This is a genomic window from Falsiroseomonas oryzae (assembly GCF_027856955.1).
Classification (GTDB): domain Bacteria; phylum Pseudomonadota; class Alphaproteobacteria; order Acetobacterales; family Acetobacteraceae; genus Falsiroseomonas; species Falsiroseomonas oryzae.
Genome location: NZ_JAPSMD010000024.1, coordinates 1 through 15,132, shown reverse-complemented (window position 1 = coordinate 15,132; position 15,132 = coordinate 1). Strand labels below are relative to the sequence as shown.

Below are 15,132 nucleotides of genomic sequence, written 5' to 3'. Positions count from 1 at the left end.
GCGCTGCATTGCCGCGAAGCTTGACGGAGTCGTGAGACGGGCAGCAGCGCGGCGCCCGCAACCGTGGGGGCAGGGCGATGCGGACAGGCCCGGTCGGGCATCGGAGCGGCGCGCGGCGGCATCGTCCGGCGGGAGACGGAGCATGAGCGTGACCCCGTTGCGAGGAACTGCGGCGCCGGCAGAGGCGGCGGCGAGGCGTGACGCGCCAGCCCGGCTGGAAATCCGAGACCTGTCGGTGGTCTATGCCTCGCGCCAGGGCAACGTGAAGGCGCTCGATCGCCTCAGCCTGTCGGTCGGCGATGGCGAGTTCGTCGCGGTGCTCGGCCCGTCGGGCTGCGGCAAGTCCACGCTGCTCAAGATCGTCTCCGGCCTGCTCAGACCGTCCGGCGGCCAGGTGGTGCTGGGCGGGCGGCCCGTGGTGGGGCCGCGGCCGGATGTCGGCATCGTCTTCCAGCAGCCGACGCTGCTGCCGTGGAAGACCGTGCTGGACAACGTGCTGGTGCCGATCCGCGCGCTGCGCCGGCCGGTGGCGGAGTACCAGGACAAGGCCATGGACCTGCTGCGCCTGACCGGGCTGGAGCGCTTCGCCGGCCATTATCCGAACGAGCTGTCCGGCGGCATGCAGCAGCGCGTGGCGGTGGCGCGCGGCCTGATCCACGACCCTGCCCTGCTGCTGATGGACGAGCCCTTCGCCGCGCTGGACGCGATGACGCGGGAACGCATGACCGCGGAGCTGCAGGCGATCTGGATGAAGACTGGCAAGTCCGTGGTCTTCATTACCCATTCGATCCCGGAGGCGGTCTTCCTGGCGGACCGGGTCGTCGTGCTGTCGGAGCGGCCCGGGCGCCTGCTGGAGACCATCGAGATCGACCTGCCGCGGCCGCGCCGCGCGCAGACCCTGGGGGAGCCGCGCTTCGCGGCGCTCTGCAACCGGCTGCGCGCCTTCTTCAGCGTGGACGGCCATGCGCAGTGATCGCTTTGCAACGGACGGCAGGAGGCCCGCATGGCGGAGACGCTGAAGACCTACGGCTTGCCGGTGGTCACCTTCGTGGTGGTGATCGCGCTGTGGGAAGCCAGCCTCGACTGGTTCGGCATCCCCGCCTACCTGCTGCCGCGGCCGGGGGCGGTGCTTTCGGCGATGCAGCAGGCCTATTTCGGCGGCACGATCTGGATCCATGTCTGGGCGACGCTGCAGGCGATGCTCGGCGGCTTCGTGCTGGGATGCAGCTTCGCGCTGCTGGCGGGCGGCCTGGTGGCGGAGTTCCGCACGGTGGAGCGGCTGGTCTATCCCTATGTGATCGCGCTGCAGTCCATGCCGAAGGTGGCGCTGGCGCCGCTGCTGATCGTCTGGCTCGGCTTCGGCATCGCGTCCAAGGTGGTGCTGGTCGCGCTGATCTGCTTCTTCCCGATGTTCGTGAACGTGGTGGTCGGGCTGCGCTCGGCCAATCCGGACCTGGTGGACCTGTATCGCGCCTGCTCGGCGTCGCGCTGGCACCTGTTTGTCAACGTGAAGCTGCCCTCGGCCGCCAGCGCCATCTTCGCCGGCCTGCAGGTGGCGCTGGTGCTGGCGCTGCTGGGCGCGGTGGTGGGGGAGTTCGTCGCCTCCCAGCGGGGGCTGGGGAATCTGATCCAGGCGTCGTCCCTGAACTTCGATGTCGCGACGATGTTCGCCAGCATCTTCACCCTGGCGATCATCGGCGTGACGGCGAGCAGCCTGGTGCGCTTCGCGCATCGCCGCATTGTCTTCTGGGACGGGAGCGGCCGGCGAACCGCCACCACGACGACGACCGCCGAGACCGCCTGACGCGAAGCGGTCAGGCGGCGTAGCGCTCGGCCAGCAGGGCGAAGATGGCGCGCGCGCCGGTCGCCTCGCCGCCGGAAGGACGCCCGGGCCGGGCCCGGTCGTTCCAGGCGCTGATGTCCAGGTGCACCCAGGCCCGCGCCTGCCGGACGAAGGCCTGCAGGAAGACCGCCGCGGTGATCGCCCCGGCATAGGCGCCATCGGCCATGTTCAGCAGGTCGGCGACTTGGCTCTGAACCCGGCTGCGATAGGGCTGCCACAGCGGCAGCGTCCACAGCGGGTCCTCTTCTTCGATCGAGATCGCCTGCAGGCGCGCCGCGAGGTCCGCATCGTCCGAGAACAGCGCGCCGATCTCGCCCCCGAGGGCGACGCGCGCGGAGCCGGTCAGGGTGCCGAAGTCGATGACGAGGTCAGGCGCCTCCGCATCGGCCTCGGCCAGCGCGTCGGCCAGCACCAGGCGCCCTTCGCAGTCGGTGTTGGCGATCTCGACCTTCAGGCCGCTGCGGGTGTCCAGGATGTCGCCGGGGCGGAAGGCGTCCTCCGCCACCACGTTGTCCACCGCCGGCACCAGCAGGCGCAGGCGCACCGGCAGACCTGCGTCCATCACCATGCTGGCGACGGCGAAGGCCACGGCGGCGCCGCCCATGTCGCGCTTCATCTGGCGCATGTCGGCCATGGACTTGATGTTGAGCCCGCCGGTGTCGAAGCAGACGCCCTTGCCGACCAGCGTCACCTTCGGCGCGTCGGGCCTGCCCCAGCACAGGTCCAGCAGGCGCGGAGCCCGGTGGCTGGAGCGACCGACGGCATGGATGGCGGGATAGCCATCGGCCAGCAGCGCAGGGCCGACGGTGCTGCGGAACCTCGCGCCATGCCGCTTTGCGATAGCCTCGACCGCGGCGGACAGTTCCTCCGGGCCCAGGCGGTTCGCCGGCTGGTTCACCAGGTCGCGGGCCGCCGTTACCGCACCGGCGCAGCGCGCGACGGCGGCGGCATCGGCGGACTCGGGCAGGACCAGGCAGGCCACGGGCAAGGCAGCGTCCCGGCTGACGCGGAAGCGGTAGCTGCCGAGCGCCCAGGCGATGGCGGCCTGCGTGGCCTCCGCCCCGGGCAGCGCGCCGGCGATGGCGTAGGTCGATGCGGGCAGCGCCGCGGCGACCTGTGCCCAGTCCCAGCGCCCCTGCGGCGCGCCGATGCCGGCCGCCACGCCAGCCCGACCGTCCGGGCCGGCGGGCAGCATCGCGACCTGGCCAGCCTTGGCCTGGAACTGCGCCACGGCGAGCGCGGCGCGCGCCGGCTCGGGCAATGCGTTGCGGAAGCTCTCGAGCGAGTCCGGCGTGACCGGCCAGATCGGCACGGGCGCCGATGAGGCCGTCTGCACCAGGCCAGGCAGCCCATCGCTCATCGGCGTTCCCCGTTGCGGAAGGCCGGGATCACCTGCTCCGCGATGCGGGCGAGGTTGCCCTCGAAATCCACCCGGCTCGCCAGCGCGACCGGCATGCGGCAGCCGATCATGTCCACGCCGGCTTCGCCCAGCGCCGCGATCCGCGCAACGAGGTCGCTAGCGGTGCCGACCAGCGCCATGGCGTCGATGAGGCTGTCCGGCACGATGTCCTGCCCGATGCCGCCCGCGGGACTTGCCAGCGCCGCCTTCAGCGCGGCCACCGCGTGGTCATCGACGCCGAGCAGCCCGCGCGTCCATCCAGCCATGTTGGACGCAGCACGGCCGATGACCGGCAGGCGCAACATCTCGCGCAGCGCCGCCGGTTCGTCCGTGACGATGGTCGAGACCCAGGCGACCACCTTCACCGCGCCGGGCGGGCGGCCGGCACGCTCCGCGGCCTCGCGCACCAGGCGCACGATCTCCCGCATCGCCTTCGGGCAGGCGACGTCGCCCACGATCACGCCGTCGGCCAGTTCGCCGGACAGAGCGAAGGCCTGCGGGCCGGCCGTGGCGATGTAGATCGGCACCGGCGCGGTGGGCGTGAACTCCAGCCCGACATCGCGGAGCTGGAACACCGGGCTTTCGATGCTGACGCGTTCGCCCGCCAACAGGCGCCGGCAGGTGGTGACGGCATCGCGCAGCGCGGCGATCAGCGGGCCTTCCGGCGCCCCCATGCGGCGCCGCTGCCGCTCCAGCTCGCCCGCCCCGTAGCCCAGGATGAACTGGCCGTTGCGCAGATCCGCCAGCGTGCCCGCGGCGCGCGCGACCTGCACCGGATGGCGGGAAAAGGGGTTGGTGACGGCGAGCCCGAGCGGGATGCTGGTGCCAGTCGCCGCAGCAGCCAGTGCGACAAAGGGATCGCGCATGAAGCCCTGGTCGGGGCACCAGACATGGTCGAAGCCCCAGGCCTCCGCGCGCTGCACGACGCGCGCATAGTCGCGGAGGCCCATGGTGGGCACGAGCGAGAAGGAGAACTGCATCCGCGTGGCCGGTCCTTCAGGCGGGTGCGACGGCGCGCGGCAAGGTTCCGTAGAACTTTTTCATCGCCTCGTAGTCGGCTTCGTAGAAGAACTCGCATTCGCCCAGGCCGAAGCGCGTCGCGACCTCCAGGCAGAAGCGGCCGGCCTGGTCCATCTCCGAGGCGTGCTGCACGTTGGTCCAGGCGGGCCAGGTCTGCGCTTCCGTCACCATCGGCACGCCCAGCACCGGGGCGTCGGTGTAGAGCGCCGGCAGCATCATGCCGCAGACATGGTGGATGCCGGTCTCGTAGGGCGTGAGGTCCTGCTGCGAGACCGGGAAGATCACCGGCAGCCGGCCCGTCACCATCTCCTGGATGTGGATCAGGTTGGCATGCAGGCGCAGCAGCATGCCTTCCTTCGCCACATGGGTGATGGCGAAGCCCTTGTGGCTGACCAGCTTGTTGCTCTTGCAGGTCTCCACCACGACCAGCCCGTCCATGCGCGGGTCCACCAGCCGCGGATGCTTGAGACGCGACGGGATCGGCGACATGACGAAGGGGTAGGGGTCGTGCGGCTCCGCGCGGCCGTCGTGGCAGAGCTGGGTCGAGATCAGCACGTCCGAGGCAAGGACCTGCCCCTTCGCCGCCATGCGCGCCAGCCGCAGCGCGACCGCCAGCGCCACCAGGCAGCCATCGGCATCCGAGACGAGCGCCTGGTTGTCGCCGGGCACGCGCAGCGCGCCGAGCGAGCCGATGACGCCCAGCGTGCGCGTGTTGCCGCCGGCCGACCTGCCGCGGCGGCCGGGGAACAGTATCTTCAGGAAGTCCATGCGCCGCCCGTCCACCTCCACCACTTCCGTCGTGTGGCTGTGCGCGCCGGGCGGCAGCATGCGCAGGAAGTCCTCCACCGATGCCCGCGGCGCGGTCATGAAGTCGAGGACGTCCAGGATCTCCTTCAGCATCGTTGTCTCCGGCGCTCAGCGATAGGCGCGCGCCTGACGCACGACCGCGTCGGCGTCGAAGGCGTTGAACTGCGGCACCAGTTCGTTCGTATAGAGCTGGTTCAGCGGGATGTTGGCGTCCTGCGGGATCTGCCCGCCGAGCTTCAGCGCATTAATCAGCGCCACCCAGTCGCGCTCGGGGTAGTGGCCCCAGAGACGCGGCTCGCCCTCGCGGAAATAGACGATGTTCCGCAGCCGGGAGGTCATGATCGCCATCTCGGCCCGGTGCACCTCGGGGTTGTCGGCGTTCTGCGGGCGCCGCATCGGGTTGCGGCGCCAGAAGGCCTGCAGGCAGCCTTCCGGGTTGGCCTCGCAGGCGACCGAGCCCTTGGTGACGGCGCGGCTGAAGCGGACGATCAGGTCCGGGTTCTCCCGCAGCATGCGCTGGGTGAACAGGAAGCCGTGGCTCGACATGCCGTCGAACTCCGCCGGGATGGGCAGGCGGCGGATCCTCACGCCCTGCTGCTCCATCTGCTCATGCATGGAGTCCCACAGGTTCAGCACGTCGATCTGGCGCGTGCGCAGCGCCTCGAAGGCCTGCACGCCGAAGCCGACGGCGGAGACGCGCACCTCGTTCCACGGGACGCCCTGCGCCTGCACCATGGCGCGCGTCATGTAGATGTTGCCGGCACTGAGCGATGTGATGCCAAGGGTGCGGCGCCGCATGTCGGCCAGGCTGCGGATCTCGCTGCTGTCCAGCACCGCGAACTCCCAGACGGAGTTGCGCAGGTAGTTGTAGGCGAAGATCAGCGGGAAGTTCTGTCCCCCTGGCGCGCGGGAGATCACCTGGGGCTCGACACTGGCGCCGGTGGACTGGATCTGGTTGGAGAGCAGCTGCGGGATGGTCACGCCGGAGCCTGCGAGCGGTACCAGTTCCAGGTTGATCCGCGCCTCGTCGAAATAGCCGAGCTCCTGCGCGAAGGAAAAGTTGGCGATGGCAGAGGAGATGGTGGAGGGCACGCCGTAGACGAAGCGGTCGCGCGGCTGCGCCTGCGCGACGCCGCCGATGCCGAGCGTGGACAGCGCCAGCGATGCCGCGCCCAGCACCCGAAGCATGAACGTCCTCATTCTTGCGCTCCCCTCTCGTCTTCGCCCTGCGGGCGTGCCTGCAGCCTCTCCCGCGCGCGCCGCAGCGCGCGTTCCGTCACGGCAACCACCATGTCGAGCTTCGCGGCATTGTCGCGCAAGGGCAAGGCGCCGCGCACCACCTTCTCCGCCGCCGCGCGCAGCGCCTCGTCGGACAGGCCGTCGCGCAGCAGCGTGGCCTCCGACGCCTTCGGGCGCATCGGCAGGGGCGCGACGCCGCCGAGGGAGATCCGCGCTTCCGCCAGCCGACCCCCGACCTGGCGCAGCCGCACGGCAGCGGAGGCTTCGGGGAAGTCGCCGCGCCACTGGGCATACTTCTCATAGGCCTGCGCTGGGCCGGCGCGGGGAACCTCGACGGCCAGCATGACCTCACCGGGCGCCAGCACCGTCTCGCCGGACCAGCGGTAGAAGCGTTCCATCGGGATGCGGCGCTCCCGCCTTCCGTCGGTCGCGATCACCGTCGCGTCCAGCGCGACCAGGATCGGCGCGGCATCGGCGATGCAGGGCGCGGCGCAGCGGCCCGCGCCCATCACGCTGTGATGGCGGTTGTCGCCGGTGATGGCGTAGCAGGGGCAGGCGGCGCCGCCGAACTTGTAGCAGGGCAGCGCGGCGCGGAAGAACCAGCAGCGCTTCTCCTGGCAGAGGTCGCCCGCCAAGGTCGCGACGTTGCGGATCTGCTGCGTCGCGACCAGCTCCATCCCCTCGGCCAGCGCGGGCAGGGCGGCGTGCAGCGCAGGGTCTTCCGTGATCTCGGCCAGCGTCGTGCCGGCACCGATGCGCACGACATCGTCGCCGACGGCGATGCCCTTCAGCTCCGCCAGGCCCGCTATGTCCACCACCAGGTCGGGCCCGTAGATGCCCTGGCGGATGCCGACCAGCAGGTCCGTCCCGCCGGCGATCAGCTTGGCGCGGCGGCCCGGCCTGTTCAGGGCCTCGATCGCCGCGGCCAGGTTGGCCGGGCGCTCGTGGTCGAAGTCGGTCACGCGCGGGCGCTCGCGCTGCAGCGACGCGCCGAGCTTCTTCAGGGCCGGGAAGACGATCGCGGGATAGAGGCGCCGCACCGCCGCAACCTCGAGGTTGTAGGGCCGCCGCCAGGGTTGCAGGTCCAGCCTGCGCGCCTCCTTCCGTCGCAGCGCATCGCGCAGGCGGTGCGGCGTGATCGGGATGCGACGGAAGCGTATGCCGGTGGCGTGCGCGACGGCATTCGCGATGGCGGCGACCGTCGGGTTGATCGAATGCTCGCCGCCGGCCTTGGCGCCGTAGGGGCCGGTGGCGTCGGGCTGCTCGATGAAGGCGCAGTCGATCTCGGTCGCCTCAAAGATGCGCGGCACGCGATAGGTGATCAGCGAGGTGTTCACCGGCATGCCGTCCTGCAGCACCAGCTCCTCGCTCAGCGCCATGCCGATGCCCTGGACGATGCCGCCATGCATCTGGCCTTCCAGCGCGGCCGGGTTGATGACCCGCCCCATGTCCTGCACGACGACCACCTTCAGCACGCGGACATGGCCGGTGGCAGGGTCCACCTCCACCTCGGCTGCCTGGGCACCGAAGCCGTAGGTGGCCGCATAGTGCCCGTAGCCGGTCTTCGGATCGGCGCGCGGCAGGTCGATGACGTGGTGGCCCTCGACACGGATCGGGCCCAGCAGTGCGGCGACGCCTGGCCAATCCAGCCGTCGCGCGTTGTCGCCGGGCAACCCGACCGCGTCGCCGGCGAACTCCAACGCCTCTGCCGGAACGGCCCATAGCGCAGCGAGGCGCGCGGCGACCTCGGCCTTCATCCGCCGCCCCGCGTCGATGGCGGCGCCGCCGGTGACGAAGGTGACGCGGGAGGCGGCGCTGCCCAGGTCGTCTGGCGCCTCGGCCGTGTCCATGTGCAGCACGTCGATGCGCTCTACGGCGGCGTCCAGCTCCTCCGCCGCGAACTGTGCCAGCACCGTGTTCTGCCAGGTGCCGCAATCGGCGGCCTGGGTGCCCAGCAGGAAGGTGCCGTCGGCACGCAGGGTCAGCGCCACATTGGCGAAGTTGCCTTCCGGATACAGGACGCCGACGGACGGGTTGATCATCGCGGCGATGCCGACGCCGCGCCACGGCTTCGGGTTGGCGCGCTTCTCCTCCCAGCCGATGCGGCGCCCGGCTTCCTCGAGGCATTCGACCAGCGGGCAGGTCGAGATGCGGAAGCCCTGCGGCGTGACGTCGCCCGGCCGGTTGGCGATCTCCTGGCGGTAGCGCAGCGGGTCCTTGCCCAGCCGTTCTGCCAGCTCGTCCACCTGCGTCTCGATCGCCCAGATGATCTGCGGCGCGCCCATGCCGCGATAGGATCCGCCCGGCACCTTGTTGGTGTAGACCAGCCGGCCGTCGAAGCCTGCGGCCCTGACGCGGTAAAGGTTCGCGGTGCGCTGCCGCACGGCGGAGATGTAGGCCGGGCCCATGTGGGTGAAGGCGCCGTTGTCCACCAGGTAGTCGGTGTGGCGCGCCAGCAGCGTGCCGTCCGCCGCCGCGGCGCTGCGCAGGTGCATGACCTTGCCGTGGTCGGTCTTGCCGCCGAGGAACTCCTCGCGCCGCGTCAGCACGATCTTCACCGGCCGGCCTGCCTTGCGTGCGAGCAGCGCGCAGATGCCGATCGGCTCCGGCGATTGCGACTTGCCGCCGAAGCCGCCACCGATGTGGACGGAGCGGAGGCGCACCCGCTCGCGCGGCACGCCGAGAAGATGGGCCACTTCCTTGCGGGCGAAAAAGGGCGCCTGCGTGCCGGCCCAGATGTCCATCGTGCCCGCCGCATCGTCCCAGGACGCGACGACGCCGTTGGTCTCGAGGCAGACCGGCGCGACCAGGCCATGCTCGAAGCGGCCCTCCACCACATGCGCGGCGGCCGCGAAGCCCTCCGCCACGCCGCCCCAGTCGGCGGTGGTGTGCTGCGCGACGTTCCAGGGCAGTTTCGGGCCGTGCAGCACCTGCGGCGCGCCCGGCGCGACTGCGACGGCCGGGTCGAAGACCGCTGGCAGCGGTTCGTATTCCACCCGGATCGCGGCCGCGGCGGCGCGTGCCAGCGCCGGCGTCTCGGCCGCCACGGCGGCGACCTCCTCTCCCACGAAGCGCACGCGGCTGCGGGCGAGCGGGTAGCGGTCGGCGAAGGCGGGGCCGTAGTTGAGATACCGGTCCGCCGTGTCCTCGCCAGTCAGCGTCGCGACGACGCCCGCCATCGCCAGCGCCGGGGAGACGTCGATCGCGCGGATCACGGCGTGCGGATGCGGGCTGCGCAGGATGGCGCCCCACAGCATCCCCGGCAGTACGAGGTCGTGCGTGTAGATCGCGCGGCCGGTGACCCGCTCCGGCGCCTCGCGCAGCCTCACGCTCTGCCCGACGGCGCGGCCGATCACCGTCATCGGGCGAGCCTGAGCGCGGCGGCCTTCGCCGCCTCGATCAGCCGGACATAGCCGCTGCAGCGGCACACATTGCCCTGCAGGGCGACGCGGATCTCGTGCTCGCTCGGCAGCCGCACGCGGTCGAACAGCGCGGTGAGCGACATGACAACGCCGGGCGTGCAGAAGCCGCACTGGAAGGCGCCGTGCTCCACCAACGCCTGCTGCAGCGGCGACAGGCCCTCGGCCGGCGTCACGCCCTCGATGGTGCGCACCGCAGCGCCGTCCATGCGCGGTGTCGGGACCAGGCAGGCGCAGACGGCGCGCCCGTCGAGCACGACGGTGCAGGCGCCGCACTCCCCGGCGTTGCAGCCGATCTTGGTGCCGGTCAGGCCGAGACGGTCGCGCAGGACCTCCGCCAGGGTCTCGGCGCCGCGCACCTCCAGCCGGTGCGGCGTGCCGTTGACCTGAAGCGAGATGTGCACGCCGGCGACGCCTGCGCTAGTCGATGCGGAGGCCGAGCCGACGGATGAGACCGCTCCAGACCTCCGATTCCTGCCGCAGCAGCGCCGCGAAGCGATCCGTGCCGCCGCCCAGCCCGGAGAGCCCGTCGCGCCCCAGGCGTTCCGCGACCTCCGGCATCGCCAGCACCTGCTGCAGCGCCGCGTTGAGCTGCTGCACGACCTCGGGCGGCGTCGCGGCGGGCACCATGTAGCCGTTCCAGGCCGTCTGGGTCAGGCCGGGCAGGCCAAGCTCCGCGAAGGTCGGCACGTTCGGCGCCATGGGGGAGCGTTGCGCGCTGGTGATCGCCAGCGCGCGCACCCCGCCCGAGACATAGGCATCCGCGGCGACCCAGGTCGGCGTGTCGAAATAGGCGTCCACACGACCGGCGAGCAGGTCCAGCATGGCCGGCGCGGCGCCGCGATACGGCACGTCCACCAGGTCGATGCCCGCCGTCGCCTCGAGCAGTTCGCCGTTCAGATGCGTCAGCGATCCGCGCCCGAGCGTGGCGTAGCTCAGCTGCCCGGGCCGTTCCTTCGCGCGCGCGACGAAGGCCGCCCAGTCTGCGAGGCCCGTCTGCGCGCTGACCGTCCAGAGCGACGGGAACTCCCCGATGACGATGACTGGCGCCAGCTGTGCCATGCGGAAGGTGGGTTGCGCGACCAGCATCTCGTGGAACAGCACCGTCTTGGCGACGAACAGGACGGTCGTGCCATCCGGCGTCGATCGCACCACATGGTCCGTGCCGATCACCGCCGATCCGCCGGGGCGGTTGTCCACCACGATGTCGCGCCCGAGCACGGTGCGCAGGTGCTGCGCGATGAGCCGCGTGTGGTTGTCCGCCTGGCCGCCGGGCGCATAGGGCACGACGAAGCGCAGCGGGCGCCCGGCCTGCCCCCGGGCCAGGCCCGGGGCGGCGAGCGCTGCGGCACTCAGCAGAAGTGCCCCACGACGGCCCCACGCGGTCATCCGCCTCTCCCTGCCTCCGGCAGTGCAAGCTTCGTTGCGGTGGGCAGGTGGCGTCAAGGGACGCCCGGCAGGATCCTAGACGTGCTGGCCGCCGTTGATGTGGATCTCGGCGCCATTGGTATAGGCGGCGGCCTCGCTGCACAGGAAGTAGATCGTGTCCGCCACCTCGGACGGCCGGCCGAGCCGCCGCAGCGGGATGTCGCGCTCCACGATCTCCGCCGTGCCGGGGGACAGGATCGAGGTGTCGATCTCGCCCGGCGCGATTGCGTTCACCCGCACGCCGTGCGGGCCGAGCTCATGCGCCATCTCCCGCGTCAGCGCGGCGAGTGCGGCCTTGGAGCAGGCATAGGCGGGGCCGGCGAAGGGATGGACCCGCGTGCCGGCGATGGAGGTCACGTTCACCACGCTGCCGCGCGCCGCAACGAGCTCGGCGAACAGCGCGCGCGTCAGCAGGGCGGTGGAGACGAGATTGACGGAGAGCACCTGCAGCCAGGTGGCGGCGTCGGTGTCGAGCATGCCAAGCCGCTTCCCGCCCGGCCCCTTCGGCGAGATGCCGGCATTGTTCACCAGGGCATGCAGGCAGCCATCCGGCAGCCGGCGACGCAACTCGTCCGCGAGTTCCGCGACGCCGCCGAGATCGGTCAGGTCCGCCTGGATGTGGCTTTCCCGCCCGGCGGGCCAGGGGCACTGCTCGGCGAAGGGTTGGCGCGACACCGTGTAGACGTTCCAGCCCTGCGACTGGAACAGCTTCACCGTGGCATGTCCGATGCCGCGGCTGGCACCGGTGAGGAGCATGCATTTCGGGGCGGACAAGGCAGCTTCTCCCCCGGCTTCGCCGCGGGCGACACGCCGGCAGCGCCTGGTGCGGCATGTGTCATCGCGGCGCCGCCCGACGTCAAGGGCGACACGCGGAGAAGGTGCTCGCTACGCGTCGGCCGCCGGGCGGAGCGGGATGACGCGCTGGAAGCGGCAGGCGACAGGATCGCCGATGGCGAAGGCGCGCGAGGCGGCGGGCGTCACGACGAACAGCGTGCCGGCCGCGGTATCCACCTCGTATTCGCGTGTCTGGCCAAGGAAGGCGGCGCGTCGCACGCGGCCCGGCAGGCCCTCGCCCTCGGGCGCCAGGGTCACCAGTTCGGGTCGCACCGCCAGCTGCGCCGGACCCGGCGGGTGGTCGCGCATCGCCGTCGCGAGTTCCACGCCGCCGAGCGCGACGCGTCCGGCGCCGAGCACCGCGCCCTCCAGCACGTTGGCCTCGCCCATGAAGTCGGCCACGAAGGCGTCGGCCGGGTCGTCGTAGAGCTCGGTCGGCGTGCCCATCTGCGCGATCCGCCCGGCCCGCATGACGCAGACCAGGTCCGAGACGGCGAGCGCTTCCTGCTGGTCGTGGGTGACATAGACCACCGAGAGACCGAGGCGCTTCTGCAGGTCGCGGATGTCCTCCCGCACGCGGCGACGCAGCCGGGCATCGAGATTGGAGAGAGGTTCGTCGAACAGCAGGACCCTGGGGCGCAGCACCAGCGCGCGGGCCACGGCCACGCGCTGCTGCTGGCCGCCCGAAAGCTCGGCCGGCAGGCGCCTGCCCAGGCCCTCCAGCCCGAGGGTCTTGAGCATGGCGAGCGCATCGGCCTCGGCGCTCTGCTTGCGCGCGCCGCTCACGAGAAGCCCGTAGGCGACGTTCTCCAGCACGTCGAGATGCGGGAACAGCGCGTAGGACTGGAACACCATGGCGATGCGCCGTTCCGCCGCCGCCAGGCCGGTGACGTCGCGGCCCTCGATGGTGATGCGGCCGCCGGTCGGCAGCTCGAGCCCGGCGACGAGGCGCAGCGTGGTGGTCTTGCCGCAGCCGGACGGGCCGAGCAGCGTCACCAGCGCACCGGGCGGGAAGGCGAAGGAGACCTCGTCCACCGCGCGGACCGGCCCGAAGGCCTTGCTGACACGGTCGAACACGACGGCGGCGTCGGTCATCGTCAGGCTCCGGCGCGGATGGGGGCGGTGGGACGGCGGCCGATACGCGCGCGGCCGACCAGCGCCTCGATGCCGAGCACGACGACCAGCATGATCACGATCAGCACGGTGGAATAGGCGATGGCCAGGGCCATCTCCCCGGCTTCCACCCGGCCGACGATGTAGACCGTGGCCAGGTTGTGCCGCGCGGAGACCAGGAAGATCACCGCCGACACCGCGGTCATCGCCTGAACGAAGCTGTAGGCCAGCGCGGTGACGATGGCGGGTCGCAGCAGGGGCAGCACCACGCGGCGCAGCGTGGCCAGCGCGCTGCCGCCCATGGTCGCGCTCGCCTCGTCCAGCGAACGATCGATCTGCGCCAGCGCCGCCAGCCCGCCGCGCACGCCGACCGGGAGGTTCCGGAAGACGAAGCAGGCGATGAGGATCAGCGCCGTGCCCGTCAGTTCCACCGGCGGCACGTTGAAGGCCATGACATAGGCCACGCCGACCACGGTGCCGGGGATGGCGAAGGACAGCATGGTCATGAACTCCAGCGTTCCGCGCCCGCGGAAGCCCTGCCGCGCGATCAGCCAGGCGATCAGGATGCCGAGCCCCGCCGTGAGCGGCGCCGAGATGGCGGCGACCTCGATGGTGGTGAACAGGCTGTCCCAGGCGGAGCCGCGGAAGGAGGCGCCGTCCTGCCACTCCACCTCGAAGGCGGTCAGGATGTGGCGCCAGGTGAAGGTCAGGTCGCCACGGCCGACGTCATGCACGAAGCCGCCGACGAGGATGATGCCGTAGACGGCGGCGGTGAAGATCATCCACGGCCAGACCAGCGCGCCTGCGCCGAGCTTCAGGCCGCGCGGCAGCGGCGCCGGCAGGCCAGAATCGCCCTTGCCGGTCACGGTTGTGTAGCGCCGCCGGCCGAGCCACCAGGCCTGCAGCGCGAAGGCGCCCAAGGTCAGCGCCAGCAGCAGCAACGCCAGCGCCGCGGCGCGGCCGGGGTCGTGCCGGGCGCCGGCGATGGCGAAGAAGATCCGGGTGGACAGCACGTCGAAATCGCCGCCCAGCACCAACGGGTTGCCGAAATCGGCCAGCGATTCGACGAAGCCGAGCAGGAAGGCCGCAGCGAGCGCCGGCTTCAGCAGCGGCCAGGTCACCGTGCGGAACACCGCGAAGCGGCGGGCGCCCATGGTGGCCGCCGCCTCCTCGAGGCTGGGCGCGATGGCGCGCAAGGCGCCGTCCAGCAACAGGAAGGCGATCGGCGCCTGCGCCAGCACCTGTGCCAGCAGCACGCCCGGCAGGCCGTAGATCCAGCGGCTGCGCGGGATGTCGAACCAGTCCCACAGCGCGGTGGTGACGATGCCCGTGCGACCGAACAGCACGATCAGCGCCATCGCGACCACGAAGGGCGGCGTGATCAGCGGCAGGATCGTCATGGCGCGGAACAGCGGCGCCGCGCGCACGCCGCCGCGCACCGCCAGCAGCGCGAAGGCCAGGCCCAGCACGGTGGAGATCAGGCCGGTGAGCGTGGCCAGCAGCAGCGTGTTCCAGACCACGCCGCAGCCTTCGTGCGAGGCGAGGCAGGCCAGGCTCCAGGCCTCGGGCGCGGCCAGCCGCGCGACGAGCGCGGCCGGCGCCAGTTGTCCGTCCTCGTAGAGCGCGGCAGCCAGGATGGTCAGCAGCGGCAGGAAGATGAACAACAACAGCAGCAGAGCCGTGCCGGTGACGAGGAAGGCGACGAAGCCATCCGCCCCGAAGGACCCGCGCGCGGCGAGCCCGGCCCCCAGCAATCCGGTCGCGCCGGCCAGCACGAGCAGTGCGCCCCAGCCCAGCGCCGGCTGCGGTGTCGGTGCACCGAGCAGCGGCGCCAGCCAAGCCCATTCCAGCCCGCGCAGGCCGATGGCGTGGCCGGCTGCGAAGACCAGGACCAGGATGCCCGCGCCCGCCACCGCCAGCGCGCCGCCCGGGGCACGGCCGTGCAGCAGCGGAAGCGCTGCCGCGAGCAGGAGGAGCGCGACCGGCCAGAGCCACGGTCGCGCGCCAGTGGCCAGCAGCGCCGCCAGCGG

General features: G+C 71.7%; 12 protein-coding genes. 2 read left to right on the top strand and 10 right to left on the bottom strand.

The genetic code is table 11. From position 1 onward, the window contains the following. The first annotated feature begins 142 nt into the window (after positions 1-142). Both OZN99_RS05045 and OZN99_RS05040 read left to right on the top strand, forming a co-directional pair. Positions 143-973, top strand: coding sequence for an ABC transporter ATP-binding protein (locus OZN99_RS05045; RefSeq protein ID WP_270934089.1), 831 nt, complete (start codon positions 143-145; stop codon positions 971-973). A gap of 30 nt (positions 974-1,003) precedes the next feature. After that, on the top strand, positions 1,004-1,804 hold the full coding sequence (locus tag OZN99_RS05040) for an ABC transporter permease (protein ID WP_270934088.1): 801 nt from the start codon (positions 1,004-1,006) through the stop codon (positions 1,802-1,804). Between the two features lie 10 nt (positions 1,805-1,814). Here OZN99_RS05040 and OZN99_RS05035 read toward each other — a convergent pair whose 3' ends face one another. From OZN99_RS05035 to OZN99_RS04990, 10 genes are all read right to left on the bottom strand, one after another. Beyond that, positions 1,815-3,203, bottom strand: a complete 1,389-nt coding sequence (locus OZN99_RS05035) for a leucyl aminopeptidase family protein (RefSeq protein ID WP_270934087.1) — start codon at positions 3,201-3,203, stop codon at positions 1,815-1,817. Beyond that, a complete protein-coding gene (locus tag OZN99_RS05030) occupies positions 3,200-4,222 on the bottom strand; it encodes an LLM class flavin-dependent oxidoreductase (RefSeq protein WP_270934086.1) in 1,023 nt (340 codons plus the stop codon). The genes OZN99_RS05035 and OZN99_RS05030 overlap by 4 nt, the downstream gene beginning before the upstream one ends. Before the next feature lie 16 nt (positions 4,223-4,238). Then, entirely contained in the window at positions 4,239-5,162 is a 924-nt protein-coding gene (locus OZN99_RS05025; RefSeq protein WP_270934085.1) for a DUF1177 family protein, read from the bottom strand. A 15-nt stretch (positions 5,163-5,177) separates the two neighbouring features. Next, positions 5,178-6,269 (bottom strand): ABC transporter substrate-binding protein, encoded by a 1,092-nt coding sequence (locus tag OZN99_RS05020; RefSeq protein ID WP_270934084.1) that lies wholly within the window; start codon positions 6,267-6,269, stop codon positions 5,178-5,180. Then, positions 6,266-9,670 carry a molybdopterin cofactor-binding domain-containing protein gene (locus OZN99_RS05015; protein WP_270934083.1) on the bottom strand — a complete coding sequence of 1,135 codons (3,405 nt, stop codon included), beginning with the start codon at positions 9,668-9,670 and terminating at the stop codon, positions 6,266-6,268. The genes OZN99_RS05020 and OZN99_RS05015 overlap by 4 nt, the downstream gene beginning before the upstream one ends. Continuing rightward, a complete protein-coding gene (locus OZN99_RS05010; RefSeq protein WP_270934082.1) occupies positions 9,667-10,131 on the bottom strand; it encodes a (2Fe-2S)-binding protein in 465 nt (154 codons plus the stop codon). Before OZN99_RS05010 ends, OZN99_RS05015 begins: the two co-directional genes overlap by 4 nt. A gap of 16 nt (positions 10,132-10,147) precedes the next feature. Next, positions 10,148-11,116, bottom strand: coding sequence for a Bug family tripartite tricarboxylate transporter substrate binding protein (locus OZN99_RS05005; protein ID WP_270934081.1), 969 nt, complete (start codon positions 11,114-11,116; stop codon positions 10,148-10,150). A gap of 75 nt (positions 11,117-11,191) precedes the next feature. Further along, complete coding sequence (locus OZN99_RS05000) at positions 11,192-11,929, bottom strand: SDR family NAD(P)-dependent oxidoreductase (RefSeq protein ID WP_270934080.1); 738 nt, start codon at positions 11,927-11,929, stop codon at positions 11,192-11,194. A gap of 111 nt (positions 11,930-12,040) precedes the next feature. After that, the gene (locus OZN99_RS04995) at positions 12,041-13,084 is read right to left on the bottom strand and encodes an ABC transporter ATP-binding protein (RefSeq protein ID WP_270934079.1); all 1,044 of its coding nucleotides are present in this window, start codon (positions 13,082-13,084) and stop codon (positions 12,041-12,043) included. 2 nt (positions 13,085-13,086) lie between these two features. Beyond that, positions 13,087-15,132, bottom strand: a 2,046-nt coding sequence (locus OZN99_RS04990) for an ABC transporter permease (RefSeq protein WP_270934078.1), incomplete at its 5' end; no start/stop codon positions are given.

Coding starts and splice junctions, on each gene's coding strand:
- OZN99_RS05025 (WP_270934085.1), bottom strand. CDS start 5,162: ATGCTGAAGGAGATCCTGGACGTCCTCGACTTCATGACCGCGCCGCGG.
- OZN99_RS05015 (WP_270934083.1), bottom strand. CDS start 9,670: ATGACGGTGATCGGCCGCGCCGTCGGGCAGAGCGTGAGGCTGCGCGAG.
- OZN99_RS05040 (WP_270934088.1), top strand. CDS start 1,004: ATGGCGGAGACGCTGAAGACCTACGGCTTGCCGGTGGTCACCTTCGTG.
- OZN99_RS04995 (WP_270934079.1), bottom strand. CDS start 13,084: ATGACCGACGCCGCCGTCGTGTTCGACCGTGTCAGCAAGGCCTTCGGG.
- OZN99_RS05020 (WP_270934084.1), bottom strand. CDS start 6,269: ATGAGGACGTTCATGCTTCGGGTGCTGGGCGCGGCATCGCTGGCGCTG.
- OZN99_RS05035 (WP_270934087.1), bottom strand. CDS start 3,203: ATGAGCGATGGGCTGCCTGGCCTGGTGCAGACGGCCTCATCGGCGCCC.
- OZN99_RS05045 (WP_270934089.1), top strand. CDS start 143: ATGAGCGTGACCCCGTTGCGAGGAACTGCGGCGCCGGCAGAGGCGGCG.
- OZN99_RS05005 (WP_270934081.1), bottom strand. CDS start 11,116: ATGACCGCGTGGGGCCGTCGTGGGGCACTTCTGCTGAGTGCCGCAGCG.
- OZN99_RS05030 (WP_270934086.1), bottom strand. CDS start 4,222: ATGCAGTTCTCCTTCTCGCTCGTGCCCACCATGGGCCTCCGCGACTAT.